General features: G+C 38.0%; 20 protein-coding genes. 8 read left to right on the forward strand and 12 right to left on the reverse strand.

Going from position 1 to position 25,496, the window contains the following annotated elements; all coding sequences use genetic code 11:
- Positions 1–13: 13 nt before the first annotated feature.
- The gene (locus tag ADU73_RS02525) at positions 14–760 is read left to right on the forward strand and encodes an NADPH-dependent oxidoreductase (protein ID WP_062904063.1); all 747 of its coding nucleotides are present in this window, start codon (positions 14–16) and stop codon (positions 758–760) included.
- A 104-nt stretch (positions 761–864) separates the two neighbouring features.
- On the opposite strand, the gene ADU73_RS02530 is transcribed toward ADU73_RS02525, so the two are convergent.
- Together ADU73_RS02530 and ADU73_RS02535 are read right to left on the reverse strand one after the other, a co-directional pair.
- Complete coding sequence (locus ADU73_RS02530; RefSeq protein WP_056986599.1) at positions 865–3,231, reverse strand: phosphoketolase family protein; 2,367 nt, start codon at positions 3,229–3,231, stop codon at positions 865–867.
- Between the two features lie 236 nt (positions 3,232–3,467).
- Positions 3,468–4,190: a GntR family transcriptional regulator gene (locus ADU73_RS02535; RefSeq protein ID WP_046872328.1), complete on the reverse strand. Its 723-nt coding sequence runs from the start codon at positions 4,188–4,190 to the stop codon at positions 3,468–3,470.
- 188 nt (positions 4,191–4,378) lie between these two features.
- On the opposite strand from ADU73_RS02535, the gene ADU73_RS02540 reads away from it, so the two are divergent.
- Together ADU73_RS02540 and ybaK are read left to right on the forward strand one after the other, a co-directional pair.
- Entirely contained in the window at positions 4,379–5,746 is a 1,368-nt protein-coding gene (locus tag ADU73_RS02540; protein ID WP_062913145.1) for an ISLre2 family transposase, read from the forward strand.
- A 124-nt stretch (positions 5,747–5,870) separates the two neighbouring features.
- Positions 5,871–6,374, forward strand: a complete 504-nt coding sequence (gene ybaK / locus ADU73_RS02545; RefSeq protein ID WP_080945589.1) for a Cys-tRNA(Pro) deacylase — start codon at positions 5,871–5,873, stop codon at positions 6,372–6,374.
- Between the two features lie 129 nt (positions 6,375–6,503).
- On the opposite strand, the gene asp1 is transcribed toward ybaK, so the two are convergent.
- From asp1 to ADU73_RS02575, 6 genes are all read right to left on the reverse strand, one after another.
- Entirely contained in the window at positions 6,504–8,033 is a 1,530-nt protein-coding gene (asp1, locus tag ADU73_RS02550) for an accessory Sec system glycosyltransferase Asp1 (RefSeq protein WP_046872418.1), read from the reverse strand.
- Entirely contained in the window at positions 8,034–9,593 is a 1,560-nt protein-coding gene (locus tag ADU73_RS02555; RefSeq protein WP_046872419.1) for a glycosyltransferase family 4 protein, read from the reverse strand.
- Between the two features lie 320 nt (positions 9,594–9,913).
- Entirely contained in the window at positions 9,914–11,290 is a 1,377-nt protein-coding gene (locus ADU73_RS02560) for an ISLre2 family transposase (RefSeq protein ID WP_062913143.1), read from the reverse strand.
- Between the two features lie 181 nt (positions 11,291–11,471).
- The gene (locus ADU73_RS02565; protein ID WP_062913146.1) at positions 11,472–12,872 is read right to left on the reverse strand and encodes an aldehyde dehydrogenase family protein; all 1,401 of its coding nucleotides are present in this window, start codon (positions 12,870–12,872) and stop codon (positions 11,472–11,474) included.
- Positions 12,873–13,210: 338 nt separating this feature from the next.
- Positions 13,211–14,587, reverse strand: coding sequence for an ISLre2 family transposase (locus tag ADU73_RS02570; protein WP_056986623.1), 1,377 nt, complete (start codon positions 14,585–14,587; stop codon positions 13,211–13,213).
- Positions 14,588–15,097: 510 nt separating this feature from the next.
- A complete protein-coding gene (locus ADU73_RS02575) occupies positions 15,098–15,634 on the reverse strand; it encodes a DUF1836 domain-containing protein (RefSeq protein ID WP_046872420.1) in 537 nt (178 codons plus the stop codon).
- A gap of 151 nt (positions 15,635–15,785) precedes the next feature.
- Here ADU73_RS02575 and ADU73_RS02580 point away from each other — a divergent pair, with 151 nt between their 5' ends.
- Both ADU73_RS02580 and ADU73_RS02585 read left to right on the forward strand, forming a co-directional pair.
- Positions 15,786–16,121, forward strand: a complete 336-nt coding sequence (locus ADU73_RS02580) for a hypothetical protein (protein WP_046872421.1) — start codon at positions 15,786–15,788, stop codon at positions 16,119–16,121.
- A 9-nt stretch (positions 16,122–16,130) separates the two neighbouring features.
- On the forward strand, positions 16,131–16,697 hold the full coding sequence (locus ADU73_RS02585) for a DUF5067 domain-containing protein (protein ID WP_046872422.1): 567 nt from the start codon (positions 16,131–16,133) through the stop codon (positions 16,695–16,697).
- 170 nt (positions 16,698–16,867) lie between these two features.
- Here the strand turns inward: ADU73_RS02585 and ADU73_RS02590 are convergent, their stop codons facing one another.
- Positions 16,868–17,812, reverse strand: a complete 945-nt coding sequence (locus ADU73_RS02590; RefSeq protein ID WP_062913147.1) for an aldo/keto reductase — start codon at positions 17,810–17,812, stop codon at positions 16,868–16,870.
- Positions 17,813–18,198: 386 nt separating this feature from the next.
- Here ADU73_RS02590 and ADU73_RS02600 point away from each other — a divergent pair, with 386 nt between their 5' ends.
- Positions 18,199–19,272 carry an IS30 family transposase gene (locus ADU73_RS02600; RefSeq protein ID WP_062913148.1) on the forward strand — a complete coding sequence of 358 codons (1,074 nt, stop codon included), beginning with the start codon at positions 18,199–18,201 and terminating at the stop codon, positions 19,270–19,272.
- A 97-nt stretch (positions 19,273–19,369) separates the two neighbouring features.
- Positions 19,370–19,900: a GNAT family N-acetyltransferase gene (locus tag ADU73_RS02605; protein WP_052694569.1), complete on the forward strand. Its 531-nt coding sequence runs from the start codon at positions 19,370–19,372 to the stop codon at positions 19,898–19,900.
- Positions 19,901–19,960: 60 nt separating this feature from the next.
- Here ADU73_RS02605 and ADU73_RS02610 read toward each other — a convergent pair whose 3' ends face one another.
- From ADU73_RS02610 to ADU73_RS02620, 3 genes are all read right to left on the reverse strand, one after another.
- On the reverse strand, positions 19,961–20,389 hold the full coding sequence (locus tag ADU73_RS02610; protein ID WP_046872426.1) for an Hsp20/alpha crystallin family protein: 429 nt from the start codon (positions 20,387–20,389) through the stop codon (positions 19,961–19,963).
- Positions 20,390–20,632: 243 nt separating this feature from the next.
- Entirely contained in the window at positions 20,633–21,016 is a 384-nt protein-coding gene (locus ADU73_RS02615) for a hypothetical protein (protein WP_056986457.1), read from the reverse strand.
- 79 nt (positions 21,017–21,095) lie between these two features.
- Positions 21,096–23,828 (reverse strand): HAD-IC family P-type ATPase, encoded by a 2,733-nt coding sequence (locus ADU73_RS02620; RefSeq protein WP_046872428.1) that lies wholly within the window; start codon positions 23,826–23,828, stop codon positions 21,096–21,098.
- 247 nt (positions 23,829–24,075) lie between these two features.
- Between ADU73_RS02620 and ADU73_RS02625 the strand changes: the two genes are divergently transcribed.
- Positions 24,076–25,461: a hemolysin family protein gene (locus ADU73_RS02625; RefSeq protein ID WP_046872429.1), complete on the forward strand. Its 1,386-nt coding sequence runs from the start codon at positions 24,076–24,078 to the stop codon at positions 25,459–25,461.
- Positions 25,462–25,496: the final 35 nt, after the last annotated feature.

The raw sequence follows: 25,496 nt of genomic DNA on the forward strand, positions 1-25,496 counted from the left end.
GAAGATTATCATTTTGCAAAACAACGAAACGTTACATTTACTTACGCACCACCGTTCCATTCGCCATTTCAAAAATCAACCAGTACCCCAAGATACTATCCAGGCCCTATTAAATGCCGCCCAGCGCACTTCTTCAAGTATGTTTATGCAACAGTTTAGCGTAATCAGTGTGACTGATCCCGAGCTGAAGAAACAACTCGCTGAAATCACCACTTACCCATTCACAAAAAGTAGTGGCCATCTGTTTATTATGATCGCTGACCAACATCGAAACGAATTTATTGGTCAAGAGGCAAAAGTTAGTACACAGCTTCTTCATGATGGTGATCGAAGCTTGGCTGCTTTTGACGACGCGGCGCTTGCTGGTCAAAGCATTGTGACCGCTGCTGAAAGTATGGGTCTCGGAGCAGTCATTTTAGGTAGCATTCTAAATGATGCCCAACAAGTTATTGATCTCCTCCATTTGCCAAAATTAACCTTTCCTGTATTTGGAATCGCCATTGGATATCCCGATGAAAAACCGGATTTGAAACCACGGCTGCCATTAAAGACCGTTCATTTTGAAAACTATTATCAAGAACCTGATCAAAAGTTACTAGACGATTATGATCAAACCATCCATGATTACTATGCCCAGCGTGGATCTAACAATCGTTCCGAAACTTACCGGCATCACATTTTGCATGACATGCAGGTTAGTCCTAAAAAGCGATTCCAAATATTGGCCGTTTTAAAAAAACAAGGATTTTTTGAGAATTAATTAGATTCACTCAAAAAAGGACGAAAATCAAAATTGATTTTCGCCCTTTTGTTGTCCAAATTATTTTTATGCTTTTCTATAATTTTGAATAGCCTTAAAATTATTTATTTCAAGTCTTTCCAAGTCCAATCTCTAATTTCTGGAAGGTCATCACCATGATCACGAATATATTGATAATGTTCGGCCAATTTATTATCCATCTTCTGAATAAATTCAGCTCCACTTTCAGCATATTTTGGAACTGCCATAATGGCTTCTTTTGATAAGTCGAAACGGTCGAGCTGGTTAACTACTCGCATATCAAATGGCGTGGTAATATCACCATTCTCCCGATAACCATGCACATGAACATTATGGTTATGACGATCAAAGAAGATAGATTTGACAAGATCTTCGTAACCATGAAAAGCAAAGATTATTGGGGTATCTTTTGTAAAGTAGTGATCAAATTCTTCATCAGACAATCCACGTGGATTAACCTTTGGACTTTGCAATTTCAATAAGTCGATAACATTGATAAAGCGAATCTTTAGATCAGGAAAATGATCGTGCAAGATATCAATGGCAGCCAAGCTCTCCAGATTTGGTTCAGTTCCAGCTGCAGCAAAAATAATATCTGGTTTAGCATTCTGATCGGTACTTGCCCAATCAATAATGCCAAGTCCATTTTTCGCTAATACTTCAGCTTCCTCAATTGAATAGAATTGGGGACGTAATTGCTTTGAAGTAACCAAAATATTAATCTTTTCCCGATCATTCATAATTAGTGGACTGACCGCCAGTAACGAGTTAGCGTCAGCAGGTAAATACTCACGCACAAATTCTGGTTTCTTTTCAGCCATATGCGTCAAAATACCGGGATCTTGATGCGTATAGCCATTATGGTCTTGTTGGAAACTAGTCGAAGTTGAAACCACATTTAAAGATGGATAATCTTTTCGCCATTTTAACTCACTTGCTTTACGTAACCATTTGAAATGCTGGGTCAGCATGGAATCCACTACCCGTAAGAAGGCTTCATAACTTGTGAAGATCCCGTGACGGCCAGTCAATGTGTAGGCTTCAAGCCATCCTTCAGCCTGATGCTCTGAAAGCTGGGCATCCAAAATTCGACCAGCGGGAGCTAAATCTTCGTCCCAATCCTTTTTAATGGGATCAATCCACTGTCGGTTAGTCGTTTCAAATAATCCGTATAGCCGGTTCGACATTGTTTCATCCGGACCAAACATCCGAAAGTTATCTGGATTTAATTTAATGACATCCCGTAGATAATCAGACCAAATGATCATATCCTGTTTGACAGATTGTCCACGTTTACTAGTATCAACCGCATAATCACGAAAATCAGGTAGGCGTAAATCTTTAGGATTAATGCCGCCATTCGTAATCGGATTAGCTGCCATTCTTTTATTGCCTTTAGGAGCAATGGCGGCAATCTCCGGTTTGAGTTTACCATTTTCATCAAATAATTCTTCTGGTTTATAAGACTTCATCCAATCGACAAGGGCATCTGCATGTTGCATGTCTCCTTGATCGACAGGAATTGGAATTTGATGCGCACGGAATGTTCCTTCAACCACTTTACCATCCCATGTTTTTGGACCAGTCCAGCCCTTTGGTGAACGGAAAACAATCAATGGCCAACTTGGAAGACTAGGATCATTATTTTCACGGGCATTCTTTTGAATCGCTTGAATTTGTTCAATCGCAGTATCCATTGCCTTAGCCATCTGGGGATCCATCTTTTCGGCGTCGTTACCTTCAACAAAGATTGGATTCCAATTTAAGCCTTCAAAATACTGTCTGATTCTATCATCTGACATCCGACTAAATAAAGTTGGATTACTCAGTTTATAGCCATTGATATCAAGGATTGGCAAAACTGCCCCATCATTAATTGGATTAATAAACTTGTTGGATTGCCAAGATGTTGCGAGTGGACCTGTTTCAGCTTCTCCATCACCAACGACAACCGCTGCAATTTGATCAGGATTATCCAAAATAGCACCTGTTCCATGCGAAAGGGAATAGCCAAGCTCGCCACCCTCATGAATTGATCCAGGAGTCACTGGAGCAGCATGTGATGCCACACCACCAGGCCAAGAGAACTGTTTAAATAGTTTCTGCATTCCTGATTCATCCTGAGTAATTTCTGGATAAACTTCGGTATAACTGCCGTCCAAATAAGAATTTGAAACCATAACTTGGCCACCATGACCAGGACCTTCAATGTAAAACATATTGACGTTATATTTATTAATAACTCGATTTAAATGAGCATAAATGTAATTTTGACCAGGAATTGTTCCCCAATGTCCAATTGGATGGACCTTTACATCATCGTTTTTCAATGGACGTTTTAATAATGGGTTATCTTTTAAATAAAGTTGCCCAACTGACAGGTAATTTGCTGCCCGCCAAAATTTATCAAGATTTTCAAAATAGGTTTTTGATGAATAATCAGTTGCCATTGTATTGCTCCCTTCAAGCATTTAGCTTCTTAGCTTTGTTACCGAATACACCATAATAACCCGATATTTTGTCATGGTCAACTAATTTGAAAATTGATACGGTCCAATTTAATTAGAACAAATTAATTGCTAAATAATTACAATTTTTCTCCTATTACATTCACTGATAGCCCGCTACATCATGCAACCCACAAAAAAAAGCAGTTAGCTATATTTTAGTTAACTACTTCCTCTTACTATTTTAATTCGACCACCGCATTATATTTCATATACTTGTAATGAAGCCGCATGTTAGATAGCTCAAATGGTGTGCCATCATCCAAAAAGAAGATTCCAGACATGACCCCCACTGGTTCTTGGGGCGTCAAATTTAAAAGCTCTTGGTCTTCCTTTGTCGAAGGCTGAGCTTCAATCGATAAAAAGGATTTTGTGACCGTCTGATTCTTTTTATCTTCCAGATAATTAAAAATTGATTTTGATACAATTGTACGTGATAACTCTGGCACAATTTTAATTGGAATATAGCCCGTTTCAATCATCACTGGCTGATCATCCAACAATCGCAGTCGCCGAATCTGATAAACGAAATCTTCTGCTTCAAGGAATAAATCCGTCTGCATTTCTTTTGTTGCTGGAATTACAGAAAAATCTAACACTTTAATTCCCGGTTTTCGTCCGTCAGCGCGCATACTATCTGTCACGCCCAAGTTAGAACCTTCATAGGTAAACAGCGAACGATTTTTTAAGTATAGTGGATTCACAAAAGTCCCAGAACCGCGTTTCTTAAACACAATTCCTTCGTCTGCTAATACACTCAACGCGCGTTTAATCGAGCTGCGACTTACCCCATATTGACTAGTCAACATTCGTTCGTCTGGCAATTTTTTAGCAGGGAATTCATTATTGAAGATTCGTTTTTCCAAATCTTTTAAAATCGTTTTATACAACAAATCAGCCAATTTATTCCCACCTTTCAGTCATGCCATTAATTTATACCTTAAATTATAGCATATCCCAATAGTGTTAGTGTAAGGTTTTCCTAGATGGTCAATAAAATTCTAGGAATATTCATTTTGAGTTGAATATATAGAAAAAGACCTGTAGCCTTTTAATCGACGAAGATTAAAGGAAAGGATACAGGTCTTTCATGTATATTTTAGCAGATTTTATTGAATCATTGGGAAATTTAGACAGTTTATTTGATTTAGAGGAGCAGGTAATTCTTCATCTTAGGAAGTCATTCCAGCTGGTTGTAGCTGAATATCTGAGGCAATTAGATGAAACACTCGTTCCATCAATTCCGGCAGAAAATACATTCATTAATCGACAGGCCAGAACAATTGAGTTTATGTTTGGCGCCGTGAATTTTGAAAGAAGATGTTATCTTCGACCCAATGGAAGTTATTACTTCCCGTTGGATGAACAACTTCAGTTGGAAGAAAGAAAAAGAATTTCACCTTATTTTAAAAGTGTCGTTGCCAAAATTGGGCAAACGACAACGATGAGAAATACGGCCGCAATGATCAATCTGGCAAGTCAGACGGATATTAGTGCCTGGTCAGTAGACCGAATTATCAGAGACATGGCAGATACCGTGAAGACAGAAGAAAAATCGTCCGAAGAGAAACTAGTTAAGAAACGAAAAGTTGAAAACTTAGTGGTTGAAGGCGATGCCTTTGAGATACACAAAATTAATCGACGAAGACAAGACGTCCACCATTACATTGTTTTTGAATCAGGATTAGATGGAACAAGATCAAACAAAGTTGAGTTTGTTGGTATCAATCAAAAAAAGGTTCAAAAACGAGTAACTGACTACATTGAGAAGTATTATAAAATCAGTGAAATGACCGTGTTTACAGCAAGTGATGGTGGCCCAGGGTATAACCCGAAAAGTATGCGAGAAATAGTTCCGAGTGCTCAAAGAGTTGAATTTACTATCGATCGGTATCACTTTGTCAAAAAGATTAAACAAACCTTTGGTTTATTTAATCCATTGGTTGATAAGGCCGTTAAGAGCGTTAGCCTGTATGATCAGAATCAGTTAAACGTTATTTTAGATACATTTGAGTCGCAAATTAAAACTGATAAGGAACTTGAGAGCCTAAGGGTCCTAAGACAATATTTGGCAAGAAATTGGCAGTTTATAAAGTCTCCACACGATCGTGGCTTCATGAGGGTCGGCAAATTGGGATCCGTTGAAAGCTCACACAGAGCGTACACGTATCGAATGAAAAAGCAAGGCAAAGTATGGTCCGAAAAGGGCCTTGAGGCTATGTTGAAATTAATTGAAGCTCGGGTAAACGGTAAGCTAGATAAATACTTACGTGGTGGTTTAAGAAAGTTACAAGAGCTAACGATTGAGATCGCTACGGAATCATTGAAGACGTTGAGTTCAGCTCAGCTGAGCAACAAGCACCATTCTAAGCATATTGGAGTTCTTTCAAGTAAAATACCAGTTGATGCCCCAACAAGTAGCCCTATCGGAGCAATGGCAAAAATATTTTCAAACTAATTATTGTGTATAAATATTTGGTTGATTATAAGGCACCTAGGAAAACTTGACACATACCCAATAGTTGCGGTTTTTCTTTTTAGAATCTACTTATGCTAAAATGAACTTTAGGAAGGTGAACAACATTTCTAAAAAAAATAAGAAAAATAAAATTGATAAAACCTTAGTCGAAAAAATTCTTGATAAAGCTAATATGAAGTATGAGCAATTTATTTTCCCCACAAAACAGGAAGGTGATGTTGAACAGCTTCAAGTTGACCACCTTGATGAAGATGAACACCATATTTATAAAACACTGGCACTAACTGGTAATAAAACTGGTCCGCTTGTTGGTGTATTGCCAATTGATGAACATTTAAGTTATAAAAAATTAGCAAAAGCTTCTGGCAATAAAAAAGTTGGCATGATTCCACTAAAAGAACTTGTCAAAACCACGGGCTATGAGCATGGTGCCAACACCCCAATCGGAATTTATGAAACCAAGCATTTTCCAATCTATATTGCTGATATTGCTCAAAAACAGGGTGAAATCATTGTTTCGTCAGGAAAAATTGGTCGCTCAGTCAAAATTGATGCTCAAGACCTTAAAAAATTAGTTCACGGAACCTTTGTGGATTTAACGGAATAATCTAAAATAGCCAAAAATTAATTTGCTCCATAAGACCTCAGACATGATTATTTAAAATAGTATTCAAAAAAACGAGTGTGACATCAGAATTAAATCTGAGCTGCACTTGTTTTAATATTCTAAACTATTTTATTTCTCATGTTCCAAAAGTAATTGCCAATCAGCCAAAACGTGTTCTTCTGAATAGCGATCACCAATCTCATAAGCCTTGTCACTATATTTAGCAAGCAAATCTGGGTCACTCAATAAATCAATTACAGCCCGGCTAAAGAGAAAAACATCCTCGTCGCCCTCCGCAATCAAACGGCCATTTTGCTTATCGTCAATAATTTCACTTGGGCCATAATGGCTTGCATAGGCAACTGCTGGTAACCCATGAGCCATTGCCTCCACCATCGCAAGTGGCATTGCATCCGATCGGCTAGCACTAACAAACAAACCTGCTTGGTTATATACAGTCGTCAAATCATACACGAACCCTTTAAAATGAACCAACTGATCGACCTTTAAATCCTGCGCCAACTTTTTAAGGCCATTGACATCTTCTGCACTGCCATAACCATATATGTCTAGCGTTACGCTAGGAATTTTTTGACTAATAATCTGAACAGCTCGAATCAAACGATCAACCTGTTTGTCTGGTGTTAACCGCCCAACGAATAACAACCGGTCCTGAACACGATTGCGATACAACACATGCGGTTCATTCCGAGTACTATTAAGAACTACTGCTCCCGGAATAACATAAATTGGGGTTTGCGGATGATTCAAGTGTTTACTCAAATCACGTTTTTGCGCTTGAGTCATGACAATAATACCATCCAATTCATCGATACGAGGGCCAAAAACGGTCGCATAGGCTGGATCGAACGCACTATGCACCTGATCATGAGGATCCACACCATGCACAATTGGCAACGAAACATATTTGTGGGCCAGTGTAACCATGTTCATCATTGGTGTATTAGTCTGAGCTGGACGATCCGCAATAAACGTTTGATGACTGCCATCTCGCCGATTTAATTCATCCAAGAAGAAGGTAAATAGCTCGTCCAAATTATCGAAATTGTAGTCCTCACCTTTATAATCGATTAACTTCAACAAAGAATTTACGGGGTTTCCGTTCACATCATTCATGTAATATGATTCATACACCCGTTTGCCCTCAGGAGTAAATATAAATTCGGCAACTGGAGCTCCAGTTGGCGTAAAGTACTTGTCCATTGACTTAAATCCACGCCAATCATAAAACTCGGTTTTGGCAATATTCATGTAGGCATCAAAGTAATTTACATAGGCGACTTGACCATAAGTGCCATCAGCAAAATGAACATCGGCAACCACCCGATCACCATCTGTGACACGACTAAAATCAGCTCCTTGATCAATCTCGTAAGCCTTTGGCAAGTTTAAATCGATGGTCTTAAGAACTTTAGGCGTTTCAATGTGTTCAGCATGCTGGAAATAGTCGAACATATTAACCATATCATCGTCTTCTACACCCAATGTTTTCATATTACGATGGAGTTCTTGATTATAATCACGGGTCACAATTTTAGCTGGGACATGGTTATTCTTAAGTAGTTTAATGCGATTAATTTCAGTATATTCAAGGCCGGAGTTTAAGCCCATCAAATACTCATTTAAAAAGTAAATCATCTACTTCACCGTCCCTTTCGCTTGGTTTTGATCGAAAAATTGGTTAGCATTATCAACTAATTGTTGCCAAGCCTTCCAAATAGCTTTTTCACTATACCGTTCACGACTCACATAAGCATGGTCACTATATTCTTGTAACTTCTTTTGGTCGCCCAAAAGCTCAATTAAAGCTTTGGCGAAGCTCTTATAATCGCCTTGCTTAACCAATGTGCCACTATAGCCATCTTCAATAATATCAGATGGTCCATAAGGAATGTCGTAAGCGACAACTGGTAATCCATGTGATTGCGCCTCTAAAACAGCCAACGCAAAACCTTCAACGTTACTAGTCAATGTTGAAACCTGCGCATGATCCATAACATCACCAATATTTGGTGTATACCCTTTAAATTTCACAACTGTTTTAAGTTTCAAATCTGTTACTTGTTGTTTTAATTGTTTATCCGTTTTACCATCGCCATACCCCCAAAAATCAAGCGTGGTTTGTGGTAATTGTTTGTGCACAATTGCAAAAGCCTTGATCAAATGATCGAGCCGTTTTTCTGGGAACAAGCGGGCAACCACAATAATTTTTCCAGGTGTGCGATCACTAAACGCTACTTTTGGTTTTTCCATCAACTCATTGGTCACAATGCCAACCGGAATGGTGTAAATTGGCGTTTGCTTGGCATCAAAACGTAATTTGGCATCTTTGGTTTGGCGCTCTGTAGAATCAATAACCGCATTCCAATCAGCAAAATTATTTAAGGAAAACTCAAAATTATTGTTCAAAACAGGATCCATCGGGTCATTGGCATGAGCTGTGTGCGCATTATGCAAAAACAAAGCCTTATAAGCTGGTGTTTTCATATGTAATAAAGCCCATTCAGTTTCTACTGCACGATCAGAAATGAAGACATTTCTGCCGTTATCCACTTTGTTTAACTGATCAAAGAAGAACCGTTGTAACCCTCTTAAACCAGTAAATTCATAATTTTGTCCATGAAAATCTACTACCCGCAATAAGGAATTAACAATCTTTCCCTGCCCATCTTTGAAATAAAAGGATTCATAAACTAACTTACCTTCTGGAGAAAAAATTTGTTCATTGCTGACACCACCTTGAGGATTATGAATTTCAGCAATTGACAAAAAACCTCGATGGTCATAGCGCTCACGGCGTAACAAGTTGCCTGCGTAATCATAATAATTTACTGCTTGAACTTGGGAGTCATGCTCGCCCCAGACCTCAATTCGAACCGCTAAACGGTTCTTCAAATCTTTCGCCACATAATGATCTTTTTCAGCCTTTAATTTACAACCATGTGGTAATTTAATGTCACGCGGTGTCACCTTTTTGAACTTAAAATCGCCAGACCCCTGCAAGAACTCAAATAAGTTCACATGATTTTTTTCAGCGATTCCTGCAACTTTAAGATTATGATGCAAATCAACTTCAAAGTTACGCGTCACAATTTTATTAGCAACACCATAATTATTAAACAAATTCACCCGTTTTATTTGGGCATGTTCAATTCCAGATTTATTTAAAGGAATGGTTGTATTTAAAAAATAATACATAAAATCCCACCTTTTTTTCAAATTTAAGTAACTGATTCAATTATAACAGAAAGCGTTCTCTACCGATATAATTCAAAAAAATAAGTATGTGTCAAGTTTTAGTAGGTAGTGTCTCTAATTAGATTTTATTTATGTTTTTAACTACTTTTTGTTTCGTTCCGGCGTTGATGCGGGGCCGTGTGGGTCGCTTACGAGCTAACTTCTTGCCCTTCAGGCCAAAAGTGGATCTCTCCAGTCTCCCATGTCTCTAAGCGATAAATCGCTAAGTGACATCGACACACTCTTTCACCAACGCCTCCACTCCACTTGTTATTCAAATCCTATGAAATAGCCTTCACCAAATTACCCATAGCACTGCTAGTTGCTGCGTCTAATGAAATACTGCCGTGCCTAATTCCTTGATGTTGCGTAAAAGGCTGTTTAAGAAAATAACTAGCGGCCACTTTAACTGGCATGATGCTTATTGGCAAGGTATTGGGCATCTTTATCATTGCTGTTTCTAATTGCCCGTTAATTTCACTGGTAATCACCGCAATCATCGCCTTCAATCCAGCTTTACTCCAAGAGCGACCTTGATGTTTTAACCGATAGGTAAAGCGTCGATGATTACTTTCACAGCCACCTAAACACACGGTTTCGGTAGCTAAGCTTCGCTTGTCAGCTGGCTTTAAATAATTCCAGTTACGTTTCAAGTAACTCCGTAAAAGCTGAATTGCTTCCAGACTATCCGCATCATTGGCTTGGAACTCACACGTATCAAGGACAATTTGAACTTGATCATTATCCCAATTATGCACACCCTGAAATAGTTTACTTTGCAGAATTTTAGGCATCTTGCTTAATCGACTACGAATTTTTCGGTTCAAGTGATAACGATCTAAAAAGTGCTCATGTTTTTTGGCCCCAACCGCTAATTCATCAAAGCAGGATGGTTCATAGCCACTCCCATTATCGCTACCGGTAATCATTGTAGTTGCTCGTAAATCATAATTCTGATCGAGATAATCTTGTACTTGATTAAAAACTGCTTGCCGGTTTAATCCCGTAAATACATGTCGGTTTAACGTCTGTCGGCGCTGGCCATTTTGGCTAATACCTTCCGTTAGTTGCAGTCGATGAATAAAGACATTTTTATGGTGTTGCTTAGCCTTTAAGGCCACACAAAAGGCATCGCCTTCCAAATACAGATAAGGAACTCGCCGTTTCTTTTCGATGTTCACTAATGTGGTTTCTTCACGCTGCTTTTCACATTGCGTACCGGCTGCTTGATAAAGTTGACCAACTTTTTGATGACTGATAGAAAGTGGGGTTAAAAGGTTAACAGCCAAAGCTGTTGTCCGTAAAACACTATGTGAAGCTAGCTTGGCAACCTTTTCGACCATTAAGGGTGAAAATCTACTTCGTGGAATTAACTGCAAATAACGATCCAAAGGAAAGACATACTTTTTATCAGCTAGCTTCACTAACCGGCGTTTGAAAGTTACGGCCCCACACATGAAATTCAAAGTTCTTTCGCGTTTACCGACAATTTCTTGGTATTTTGTTTCACCAATTAAAAGATCATCCAACTCTTCTAGTGCTTGACCTAAAGCAGTGGCAATCAACGCTTGACACCGAATCATTAAATCTTGTTCCGCATTAAATAAACTATTACTATCCTTTAAAACTGTCATGATTTCTGTTAAGATTTGAGACATGAAGACCGTTACCTCCTAATTTTTGGCTACCAACCTAATTAGAAGATTAACGGTCTTCTCGTGTTTTGAAAAGGCTTTTTTTCACTTTCCTACTAAAACTTTACACTAACAAAAAATAACGCAACTGTTATTCCAAAAATTTTAAAAACAACAGTTACGCTATTTGATTCAACAAATTTATTTAGAAATCCAAACCTTCATGACGTAGTTTTGGTAGACGTTTTGCGACCGTCTTGATATTCAAAAGATCCCAATCCTCTAAGTTATGTGAAATGGAATTTTTACCCCAAGATCCACAGCCTAAAGTCAAAGAAGGAGTCACATTATTATATTTATAACCAATTGCTCCTTGTGAAGTTGGTGTGTTAATTAAGATTCGGCAAGCATCCATCTCTAATGCAAATCGATTAATCAATGCATCATCTTTGGTATGCAAACCAACTGTATGACCTAATCCACCAAGGTTTAATCCTCGTTTCATTAAATGAACAGCGTCGTCTTGATCTTTTGCCTTTACCATTGTTAAAACAGGTGATAATTTTTCGTGAGAAAGAATATATTCTCCGCCAAGTCCATTCATTTCAGCAACTAAGAATTTTGCATCCTTAGGGCAATCTTCAATACCAGCCCATTGTGCAATGCTGTAAGCGGATTGACCAGCTACTTTAAGATTAACTGATTCCTTTTCCCGATTCATTACGGTTGACTCAAAGTTTTCCATATCAGCATCTTTTACGAAGTAAGCACCACGTTCTTTTAAACCACTTTTAACATCAGCATAGATTTCAGCATCCACGACCATGTTAGATTCAGAAGCACAGATCATCCCATTATCAAATGCTTTTGATAAGACAATATCATCTAATGATTGTTTTAAGTCAGCAGTTTTTTCGACGTAAACAGGTACATTACCGGGTCCAACACCAAGGGCAGGTTTCCCAGTTGAATAAGCAGACTTAACCATGCCTGCACCACCAGTAGCCACAACCGTTGCGACCCCATCATGATTCATCAGGTCAGTAGTTGCATCCATGCTAGGTTTAGTGATCCATTGAACACTATTCTCAGGAGCACCAGCTTTTACAGCTGCTTCTGCAATAACTCGTCCAGTTTCAACACATGTTTTTTGTGCAAATGGGTGAAAAGCGAAAACGATTGGGTTTCGGGTTTTAATTGCTAATAAAGCGTTATGAAAAACGGTTGAGCTTGGGTTCGTTACTGGGGTTGCACTAGCAATGACACCGACTGGTTCAGCAACTTTCATGATGCCAGTTTCTTTGTCATCACTAATAATTCCAACTGTCTTATCATTTTTAATTGAATTATAAATATCTTTTGTAGCAAATTGATTTTTAATAACTTTATCTTCATACACACCACGACCAGTTTCATCCACTGCCATCTTGGCTAACTTTTGACGAGCATGATATCCAGCTTCTGCCATTGCGTGCACAATTTTGTCAATCTGCTCCTGATCCATGACACTGAGACGATCTAAAGCAATATGAGCTTTTTTAACAAGATCATTGACCATTAATTGTGGTTCATCAACATCCTTCTTATTATCCAAATCTTTAATCATATTATTATTATTCTTCCTCTCAGAATGAGTATGTTATTCTCTTCACAAGTTTCATTGTAGCTTTCAAATATCTGTTTGTAAATGCGTACTGTTTACATAGTATGTGTCAAGTTTTAGTAGGTTGTACTTCTAATTAGATTTTATTTAAGCTTTTACCTGCTTTTTGTTCCGTTCCGGCGCTGATGTGGGGCCGTGTGGGTCGCTTGCGAGCTAACTTCTGTCCCTCATCAGGCCAGAAGTGGATCTCTCCAGTCTTCCCATGTCTCTAAGCGATAAATCGCCAAGTGACATCGACACACTCTTTCATCAACGCCTCCACTACACCTATTATTCAGGTTTTACGAAATAATCTTCACCAAATTACCCATAGCACTACTGGTTGCTGCATCTAGGTGAAGACTACCATGCTTGATTCCTTGATGTTGCGTAAAGGGTTGCTTAAGAAAATGACTTGCAGATATGTTAACTGGTTTGACGTTTATTGGTGAGGCGGCGGGGACATTTAACATTGCCGCTTCCAGTTGACCATTAATTTCACTCGTAATCACATTGACCATTGCTTTTAAGCCAGGTATACTCCAAGAACGACCTTGATGCTTTAATCGGTACGTAAAACGACGATGGTTACTTTCACAACCACCCAAGCACACATTTTCAGCAGTTAAGCTGCGCTCAACAGCTGGTTTTAAGTAATTCCAATTACGCTTCAAATAACGCCGTAAAAGTTGAATTGACTCAAGACTATCTGTATCGCTAGCTATTGATTCACAAGTATCAAGAATAACCTGAATTTGGTCACTATCCCAATTATGAACAGCCTGAAATAACATATTTTGTAGTTTCTTAGGCATCATGCTTAATCGCTTACGAATTTTTCGATTCAAGTGATAACAATCTAAAAAATGTTCATGTTTTTTTGCCCCAATTGCTAATTCATCAAAGCAGGATGGTTCATAACCACTGCCATTATCGCTACCGGTGATCACCGTAGTGTGTTGTAAATCATAGTTTTGACTTAAATAATCTTGTGCTTGCTTAAAAACTACTCGGCGGTTTAATCCTGTAAACACATGCCGGTTTAGCGTCTGTCGGCGCTGGCCATTTTGGGTAATGCCTTCCGTTAATTGAAGTCGGTGCACGAAGATATTCTTATGGTGGTGTTTAGCCTTTATGGCGACACAAAAGGCATCACCTTCTAGATATAAATAAGGAACTTGACGTTTCTTTGCTACAGTTACTAACGTGGTTTCTTCACGCTGCTTTTCACATTGCGTACCTGCTGTTTGATAAAGTTGACCAACTTTCTGATGACTGATAGAAAGTGGGGTTAAAAGGTTAACAGCCAAAGCTGTTGTCCGTAAAACACTATGTGAAGCTAGCTTGGCAACCTTTTCGACCATTAAGGGTGAAAATCTACTTCGTGGAATTAACTGCAAATAACGATCTAAAGGAAATACATATTTTTTATCAGTTAGTTTCACTAACCGGCGTTTGAAAGTCACGGCCCCACACATAAAATTCAAAGTTCTTTCGCGCTTGCCCACAATTTCTTGGTATTCTGTTTCGCCAATTAGAAGATCATCAAGATCTTCTAACGCCTGGCCTAAGGCAGTGGCAATCAACGTCTGACACTGCATCATTAAATTTTGTTCCGCATCAAATAAATTATTACTATCCTTTAAAACTGTCATGATTTCTGTTAATATTTGAGACATGAAGACCGTTACCTCCTAATTTTTGGCTGCTATACCTAATTAGAAGATTAACGGTCTTCTCTTGTTTTGAAAAGACTTTTTTTCACTTTCCTACTAAAACTTTACACTAACGTTTACATAACCTAAAATTGATAGGTACCATTGTTTATCACGGCTTGCTTGATGTTTTTCCTTGTGAAAAATCTGAAACTACACAAATCCTTTCACAAAGAGCACTTGTGAAAATAAGCACAAAAAGTAATCGCTTTCTTCACAAACTATTTCACAATTGGTTGAGTTACGCTTCTTGTGGGACCTATCTAATTATTAAATGGTCCGTTCCAGTTTCTGAAGCGTAATTCAGTAAAAATTTATTTTATTTGAAAAAGTTGATGCTAAGCTTAGACCGTTTTTGTTCAGTTTTTTAAGCACAGTCATCAAAGCAAAAAGACAACTATAAGTATGGTCCAAAGTAGAATGACAATTCCACTTTTGTCGCACTTATAATTGCCCATTATCATTTTGTTCACTTTATTTTTTATTCAAAGTAGTTGGTGTATGCTCTTCCGATCTTTGTAATAAACGAATCAACTCACTCGTTTGTACCTGGTCCACAATCATGTTTGATGTGACTTGCATCAATTGTTCTGCTAAGTTCTTGGCCATCGTAGTTGTGTGTTCCAAACCAATTCTTGCAATTTTTTGATTTACAATATCGATAAACCGATCGTATGCCTGTTTTGGATAATCCGTTGCTGTAATTCGATCAATTCCCGAACGGATCACATTAATCGGATATGCTTGTTTCAATAACGTGATCAATAAAATATCTGCAACCTGCATGACCTGGTACTTCTTTTTTGTGGGAGCAACCACAGCCTTTTGTTTTACATAGTTATTAATCATTGTGGGGGTCACTGGATCCATTCCCAGCGGACCTGTATAGCCACTTAAAAGAGCCACAACTTGATCCATATACAAATCAAAATTTGGCAACTCATCCCAATGAGGTAACTTAACCTCTCTCACTGTTTTCAACCACCGATTATATGTTTCCAATTCATTCATTTCATTCACCTCGTCCATAGATGTTACCGTTAGTATATCACTATCAGCTAGTTTTTATAACTAGATTGCCCATTATCAGCATAATTTCATGACGTAACTAGTAGAAATGTGCTATTCTTAAAAAAATACTAATGAATAGAGGCACTTTATTTTGTTTGAACTTACGAAAAAACGACGTGTGAGTGATGAAGTCAAAGAAATCATTCCCCAGCCTGTAATTGATGGCCTTTGGAAAACTTTAAAACAAATGCAGGCTGATGATTTAGTGGTTTCACCAGTTATTGCTTTTGTTTTCAGTGATGATTACACAGAAGACACCATTTATGTAATGGGGTTACAGAACTCTGGAGATGTTGCTAAAGAATATGATCTTGCTTACAGTGGCAAAAAGGATTTCTTAGGCAATGGAACCATTGTTATTGTAAAAGATAAGCCCAAAACTATCAGTATGAGCATTAGCGCAGTTAATAACCAAACAAAGGAGTAGCAAACAGTTTTGAAAAGTTTTAAAAAGGTATTTTCAATTTTAATGATCGGCTTAGTAGCCACTAGTCTGACTGCTTGTAGTTCAGGGAACACTTCAAAATCCAGTCAGCAAAGTTCTTCAAGTGAGAAAAAGGTCTCTTCAGCGAAAAAAGCTGTAAAGAAAACGGCCACTTTATCTGACCAAACTTTCAAAACTCCCCAGGGTACATTTTTGATCACCGAGAATCATGTGACCGCTTCAGCTACAAAGAACAAACAAGTATTAATTCTGAAGTACACATTTACAAATACCAGCAAATCTCAATTAGTTCCTTCAGATTATTGGTATAAATATGTTAAGGCAACTCAAATCGTTAATGGCAGCACTAAGACCCTTGAACAGGGGTCGCTTCCCTTTTCCACAGCTGCAACAACAGATGATAACTTAGAGAATTCATCGGTTAGCGAAATCAAACCTAATCACCATATCAATGCTGAAGGTTCATGGCAACTTGATAAAAACGGTGCCCCAGTTAAAGTCAGTTTTTACGATACTCACAAACAATTAGTTGGCACTCGCCAATACGATACAAATTAAATGTATGTAAACAAGTCTTGGTTCAGGTTGCGTATTAATCTGGGCCAGGACTTTTTAGCACGGTTCAGAATCGCAAAAGAGTCATAATAAGCACGACTACTGCGGGAATTCTCCCCGCTTTCGTCGCGCTTATTATGACTCTTTTTAACGCTCTTCTTCACCCACTGCTTCTATGGCATATCATTTCCAGCTGCGTAGTAAATGTCGTACCATTCTTGTCCTGTCATTTCGACATCACTACCTGCCAATGATTCCTTAATATGTTGTGGATTCATTGAACCCACTAATACTTGGAATTTAGCCGGATGACGCAAAATCCATGCTGTTGCAATGGCGTTTTTGGTCACTCCATACTGATCAGCTAATGCCTGCATCTTTTTATTTAATTCAGGGAACTTAGGGTTATCAATAAATGGACCATTGAAATTACCCCATTGATAAGGTGACCAAGCTTGAATCACAATGTCATGAATTCGAGAATATTCAATGAATTGACCATCATGATCTATGCTATGGGCATCTTGCATATTCGTATGCATCCCAAAGTCAATCATATTACTGTGCATAATTCCAAATTGCAATTGATTAAACATCAACTTCTGTGAAACTGCTCCTTGTAACATGTCAAATTGCATTGGATTGAAATTAGAAACACCAAAATGACGAACTTTGCCTGCTGTTTGCAATTCATCAAAAGCTTCTGCCACTTCATTCAGTTCCATCAAAGGATCTGGACGATGAAGTAATACAGAATCCAAATAATCTAACTTTAAACTCTGTAATTCATGATTAACTGCATCAATAATATGTTGTTTAGAGAAATCATACCGATTTCCGTAAGGTTTACCTGACCCATCATCATTGCTGTTACGAATTCCCACTTTAGATTGAATCCATAAGTCATCTCGGCTCACTGATGATTTGTCCAAGACTTTTTGAAACACAAGATCTGATTTCCCACCACCATAAATATCAGCAGTATCAATAAAGTTCACGCCATTATCAACAGCTGTTTCAATTACTTTAGTTGCAGCATCTGTATCCAACGCATCCATTCGCATAATTCCTAATGCCACGTTAGAAACTTTTTTGCCACCAATTGTAATTTGTTTCAAAAATATCACTCCTATAAATAAATTTATAACCATTCATCTATCAGCTTACCACCTTTCAATCTAAAACAGAATTAATTTGTTATCGGTTGCATAGACTTGACTGTTTTAATGCATTTGATTTATTAAATACCTGATCTAATCTTTTTACTGTATGTATCAAACTCACTTCTAAAAACAGCTTTTAATTTATTCACTTTACCGATATCATTAGGGGAAAAAGAATCATTAGAATTGCTACCATACGCAATTCTAACAAAAATAAAATTCAAAAATATTAGGTGAAAAGTAATCGCAGATTTTATAATCAAGTTAGCCACCTTGTAAAAGTGGTCAAATAAAGACACCAAGACGAAAAATCAGGTATCATTGAAGTTCCTACACAAACAATGAAAGAGGTTTTCGTCTTGGCGCAAGAACAGCTTACCATATCTCACTTAAAGGGTCATCATTTAGCACAGATTGAACGAGGAAAAATTGCCGGACTACTTGCTGCAGGTAAATCTGCTCGTCAAATTGCGGCCGAAATTGGCGTTTGTCATCAAACTATCAACAATGAGCTCAAACGCGGCTGTATTCAACAGGTAAAGAAAGTTAATGGTAAAGAACAGTATTTTAATGTCTATGCACCTGATACAGCTCAAATTCATTATCAAACAAATCGTCAACGCTGTCATCGGCCTTTAAATTTCAAATCCATTACTAACTTTCTAGCCTACTTTGATGACCATTTCCATCAAGATCATTGGTCACCTGATGCCGCAGTTGGCTTCGCCCACAAACACCGTTTGTTCAAGCGTACAGAGATGGTCTGCACTAAGACCCTCTATAACTATATCGATGCGCAATTATTAGAAATTCGCAATCTTGATTTACTTGAGAAAACCAAGCGGCGTACGAAACATCACTGGTCGCATAAACATCGACGTTTAATTGGTAAAAGTATCGAGGAACGGCCTGAATGTGTCGATAAGCGCAGTGAATTTGGCCACTTTGAAATTGATACCGTGGTTGGTAAACGTAGTGGTCATGAGTGTGTGCTATTGACCTTCACTGAACGTAAAACCCGTTTTGACTTTATTCGTTTGATTGAAGGCAAAGATGCTGACTCAGTAGCCTATGCCATTAAAGGGATTTGTGCTGAGTTTGGTGATCTGATCAAATCTGTTACTGCTGACAATGGAACGGAGTTCACAGCCTTGGAGGAAGCTTTTACTGGCGTTGCCGATATTTATTATGCCCATCCATATAGTTCTTCTGAACGAGGAACCAATGAAACTCATAACCGCATGATTAGGCGTTATTTACCTAAGGGGTATTCACTAGATACAGTCAGTCCTAAGACTGTTGCTATCGTTGAAGACCGTCTCAACCAACTACCACGACGTATCTTAAAGTACCAAGCACCTGAAAAAGCTTTTCAGATTGAAGCAGCGCGTGCTCGCAGAGCTCACATTGCTTAACTATTTGTTCTAAGCTTCAATAGATATTCTGATATGTGCCCCGCAACTTCGCCTGCGGGGTGGCTAACTTGTTCTTGCAATTTACGGGTGAAAAGTAATGAAAAATCTGCAAACAAAAAATTATGAATTGCATTTTCCTGTTCAATCAGATGTTGATATCCTATTCCGATACCGGAGTAATATCGAAATTGCCCATAGTGAAGGCCGAATTCCTGATAAAAGCCGACAAGAAACTGCCAAATTTTTAACCCAATTATTGAGCAAAATTGATGCAGGCATTGTCAATTATTGGTTAATTTCTGATCATACGAAAAACCATTTGGGCGGTATTTCTATCTGGGGATTCAATCAAGAAAAAACAGAAGCTGAAGTAGGCTACGATATCTTACCTAAATTTCAAGGAAAAGGTGTGATAAGTGAAGTTTTTCCTGAAATTGAACAGTATGCTTTCACTGTTTTAAAATTACAAAAATTAAGCGTCTATACGAGCAAGATCGATATTCTTTCACAACACATTCTACGAAAAAACCATTATCGTTTAATCGAACATTGGATAGAAAAAAATTTAAAAGGTGAGCCAACCGATATGTTTCACTTTGCCAAAACAATCGAAGAATATCAAAAATAAACCAAGATCTAAAAAAGTCATGACAAAATTTGCCATGACTTTTTTAATATCTATTCAATTTTAGTTAATTGGAATTTGCTTGCCACTCTCTAATTTACTTTCACTCTTTGGCAAAGTAATTTTCAAAACCCCACCATCGTATGAAGCGCTGATCTTATCACGATCGATATCTGGTAGATAGAACTGACGTGACGTATTACTGAAACTACGTTCTTGACGAATCAAATTACCCTTTTCGTCTTTCTTTTCCTTGTTAACGTTATGCTTGCCTTCAATTGTCAGTGTATCGTTGTCGTAATTCAAAGAAATGTTTTCTTTTTTAAGACCTGGTAGTTCTGCGGAAACTTCATAATCTTTTTCGTTTTCACGGATGTCTGTCTTCATCGAGCTACCCTGGGTCATTGACTTGAAGAAATTCTTCCCAAAATTATCATAAAAATCAAATGGTGCAAAATCATCAAAATCTGTATTTCTTAACTCGTTAGCCATAATTCAAGACTCCTTTTAATATTATTTTTTGTACCTCATTTCTTGGTACATTTATATAGTATGACCTTCTGGGAATGAATGCAAGAATTTAGCACTCTTTATTGAAGAGTGCTAAACTGCAGTCTTAAAAAGCCTTTATATCAACGTTTTATTTCATGAGTTTTTAAACCCTGTAAAATAAAAAAACATCTTTAGGTTGAATTTTCACTCAACTTAAAGATGCTATTGTTAATCATTTATTTTTTAGTAAGTAACCATTTTATGAGTCTCATTAGGTTTGTCTTGAACCTTCAAGTCCAAAGCGTCGCCTAAAACGTGTAATGCTTTTTCTCGAGTTTTTACTTGGTCCATGTCGAAGATAATTGATTCAATGGCACCACCAACGAAGTCAAAACGTTCAAAGAAAATATATGGATTCTCATTATCACGTTGATGAAATTCATCTTCGATTTTTTCATAGAATCCTTCGCTCCACAAACGGTCTTTCAAATCAGGAAAATCATTTCGAGTAACAAAACCCTTTTCCTCGATCATATCAGCTGCTTGTTTCACATCTTCTTTGTCGAAGTCGATTTTTGCAATCTGTTCGGCGTCTGTTTCAACTTTAACTTTGTCATCTTTTGCCATTTTTGAGATCTCCTTAATTATTTTTACAACCTCATCTTAGCACCACTTTTAAAAATGGTTAAGTGAAACCCCTTTATTTTTAATTTCGTGAGGTGGCTAAATGCAGGCGGTGTCGTAATCCAAAGGCCTTATCAATCTCTGTCACAATTAAAACTATAATCCCGGCAATCACTGGTATTATCCAAAGCGATGCGTCTAAGCTTGCAGTACTAAAGATTTCCTGCATAAATGGTAAATAGGTAATTCCAGCCTGCAATATCAGTAAGATCCCGATTATGACAAAGGCCATCTTATTACGCAAAACATCTTTGGAAAGAGCCGGTTTAGGTGTCCGGATATTAAAGAGATAAAATATTTTTCCAAACACAATTACATTTAAGGTTACGGTACTTGCCACTGTAGAACTAAAGCCTTGCATTGTTAGCCAGTTGAAAGCCCCGATACCAAGACCAGCAATCAAAATTGCCACGTACACAATTTGCCAAACATCTTTTCGATTCAAGAAGGATTGATTACTCTTCCGCGGCATTCGCTTCATAATCCCTTCTTCAGCCGGTTCAAACAGGAAGGCAAATTGAATTGTAACGGCAGAAACCATGTTAATCCATAGTAACTGCGTTGGAACTAATGGTAATTCTTGCTGGAACATAATAGAAATTAGGACGATTAGCCCTTCAGCAAAACTAGTTGGTAATAAGAAACGAATCGTTTTCTTGATATTATCATAAACATGACGCCCCTCTTTAATGGCGGTCGTCAATGTCGCAAAGTTATCATCCGCTAAAACCATATCAGCAGCTTCTTTTGCAACATCAGTTCCCTTAATTCCCATCGCAATCCCAATGTCAGCTTTTTTCAAAGCGGGCGCATCATTAACCCCATCACCAGTCATTGCCGTTACCAATCCATTAGCCTGATAAGCTTCTACAATTCGTAGCTTATTCATCGGCGTGGTTCGCGCAAAGACGTTATAATCTTGGATAACTTCTTTCAATTTTTCATCTGAAAGTTCATCAATTTCAGCACCAGTGATTGCGGCAATATTTCCATCCAAACCAAGCTTTTTAGCAATGGCAGACGCAGTTTCAGGGTGATCACCCGTAATCATTTTGACTTTGATTCCGGCTTCACGCATTTCTTTCAATGCCACAATAGTTTCTTCTCTAGGCGGATCAATAATCCCAGCAATCCCTAGAAAATGCACCCCTTCAGCCATTATTTCTGGCGTCAGTTCATGCACATCATTGGAGACTTTACGATAACCTAGGGCTACCACTCGTTCGCCATCCCTTGCCAATTGGGACACTCGGTTTGTCCAATCAGGAATATCAAAACTACTATCCGCTTGTTTGGCCATTGTGAAAATTTTATCAGGCGAGCCCTTTACCAAAATAACCCGTTGTCCATCTGAATCTTCATCCAGTTTGGCAATGTATCGGTATTCTGAATCAAATGGAATTTTGTCTATTTCCACTAAATCGGGCTCATTTTTTTCAAATACTTTATGATACAGGGTTAAAAATGCACCATCTGTAGGTTCACCATTAATTTCCCACTTACCATCTTCCTCAATAAGACGGGTATCATTAGCTTCATGGCCAGCAACCATTAAACGATCAAGATCTTCGTCATGGCCCACAGAAATTGGTTGTCCATTCATCGTGATATGACCAGTTGGTGTATACCCAGTTCCAGTCACTTCATATCTACCATTTTGAGTAATCAGCGTGTCAATTGTCATTTCGTTTTTCGTTAATGTTCCGGTTTTATCAGTATTAATTACATCAACTGAACCAAGTGTTTCCACAGCCGGCAGGGTTTTGACAATTGCATTTTGTTTCGTCATCTTTTGAACGCCCATTGCCAAGACCACCGAAGTACTAGCTGGTAAACCTTCTGGAAGCGATCCAACCACCATTGTGATTACAGCGACCATCAACGCGGAAACCGAATAAACTCGTGTAATCAGGCCATAAATAGCCAATAAGACGGCTACAGCCACAATCGCATAAGAAATATATTTACCTAACCCATTAATTTCTTGCATCAGTGGGGTCGTTTTGGTTTTCACACTCTCCATGCTGGCGTTGATTTTACCAATTTCACTGTTTGCACCAGTTGCAGTTACAATTCCAAGCCCACTACCATTTGTAACGGCAGTTGAGGCATAAGCCATATTTAAACGATCCCCTAAAGGTGTCTTTGGGTCAGTTAGCGGCTCGTCATTTTTTAAAACAGAATCAGTTTCTCCAGTTAAAGAAGATTCCTGAATTTTTAAATTATCAGCAGTTAAGATTCGAAGATCAGCCGGCACGTTATCACCGGCCTCAAGAAAAACTAAGTCACCCACAACTAAGTTTTCGGCTTCAATATCATCTCGTTTGCCATCTCTAATCACCGTTGCAGAAACTTGCAGCATCTGTTTAATATTGTCAATGGCGTCAGAAGCCTTGCTCTCTTGAAAATATCCAATCAGTGCATTCACAATTACAACCAATCCAATTACAATTGAATCTGAATATTCTCGTAATATAAAAGTCGCAACCGCGGCCACAATAAGAATATAGGTAATACTGTTATTGAACTGTTTGAAAAAGCGGACCCACTTACTTTGCTTCTTTTGGACCAACGAGTTGGGCCCATCTTGTTCCAATCGTTCCTGGGCTTTCTCACTTGTTAGACCCTGATCAAGCGAAATATGATCCTGGGCCAAGAGTTGATCCGTTGTCTGAGTTATAAACGCGTGAGGAGGTTTACTCTTTTCAATTTCCCCACCATAGTCAGTGCTATCAGAAGCAGAACCTTTTGTCATAATTTAAATTTCCTCCTATTATTTCGAATTATCTTTTGTAAGTAGTATCATATCCAATTATGAGCTGAAAGTCAAAGAATACTTATCAGTTTTATAAGAAGAACGAAAATATTCATAGAATTTTCATATCTATTTTTCATAATCATTGCAAATTAACTGATATCATTGACTAATTTAAAAGATTTTTACCATGAGACGCGCTATAATATAAAGATAATGTAATTACAAAAGAAATGGGGAATGGTCCTTGGACAGCGGTCAGATAATCAGCGATACTATTATTATTTTGATTACCTTCATCATGGCATATTTTTTTGTCGCTGCTGAATTTGCACTTGTCGAAAGCCGATTAAGTGCCTTGGAAGAAGCAAAAGAAACAGCAGTTGGTGGACGGCTCAAAAAGATTAATCGAGCAATCCACATGGTTTCGAATTTAAATGAGTACCTTTCTACCACACAGGTTGGAACCTCAGTCTGCGGGATTATCCTAGGTTGGATTGGTGAGTCATACGTCGAATATTTTATTATTAAGTTTTTCGGTTCTACACATTTAATTAATCAGGCTTCACTTCATGCTATTGGTGCAATTATTGGGGTCCTTCTTTTAACTTATTTAGAAGTTGTCATCACAGAAATCGTTCCAAAGAATATTAGTATTGATATTCCCTTAAAAGTTTTAATGAGACTTGTAAATCCATTGCACTGGTTTCATACCATATTCTATCCATTTGTCTGGCTACTAAATACTTCAGCCAACGGGATTGTTAAATTAATGGGTATGGAACCTGCTGAAGAAAATAATGAAGTTCTCTCTCAGGCTGAAATTCTGAGCTTATCTAAAAATTCAGTTACTGGTGGTGAACTAGACCAGAATGATTACGTCTACATGCAACGAGCATTCGATTTTAATGATAAAGTGGCTAAAGACATTATGATTGATCGTACGCAATTGGTTGTTTTAAACGTCGATGTAACGGTGGATGAAGCTTTACGAGTTTATTTACAGAAGCGGTTTAGCCGTTTTCCGGTTGTTGCAAATAATGATAAAGATAAAATTTTAGGTTATGTTTACAATTACGATCTCGTTCGTCAAAGTCGTGTGGACGGCAAGGTTAAAGTCAGCAAGCTCCTCAGAAACATCATTACCGTGCCGGAAACTGTGCTTATCCAGGATGTCCTCCAAAGAATGCTAAAAAAGCAGACCCCCATTTCAGTTGTCGTTGATGAATATGGTGGTACTAGTGGCATTATCACAGATAAAGATATCTACGAAGAGGTCTTTGGTACCATTAGTGATGAGGTCGACGATGTTTCTGGCGACTATATTCATAAAGAATCCGATGGGTCTTACCGAGTTAGCGGTAAAACTACAATGTATGATTTTGAGCGCTACTTTGGCATTGATGTTCCTGGATTTGAAGGTGAAGACGTCGTAACCATTGGCGGATACGTCATTGATCACCATCCAAATATCCAAGTTCATGACCAGGTTCGAATTGATCGCTACAACTTTGAAGTATTAGATAACGAAAATGCCCATATTGATTGGTTCCACGTCACAAGTATTTCAGATAATGAATTCAAGAAATTAAAAGAAGATGCGGAAACCAAACGTTTAAACGCGAATGGCTAAAGTATATGAAAAGAGTAGACTGTGAATGAAAATTC

This window comes from Pediococcus damnosus, from assembly GCF_001611155.1.
Lineage (GTDB): Bacteria > Bacillota > Bacilli > Lactobacillales > Lactobacillaceae > Pediococcus > Pediococcus damnosus.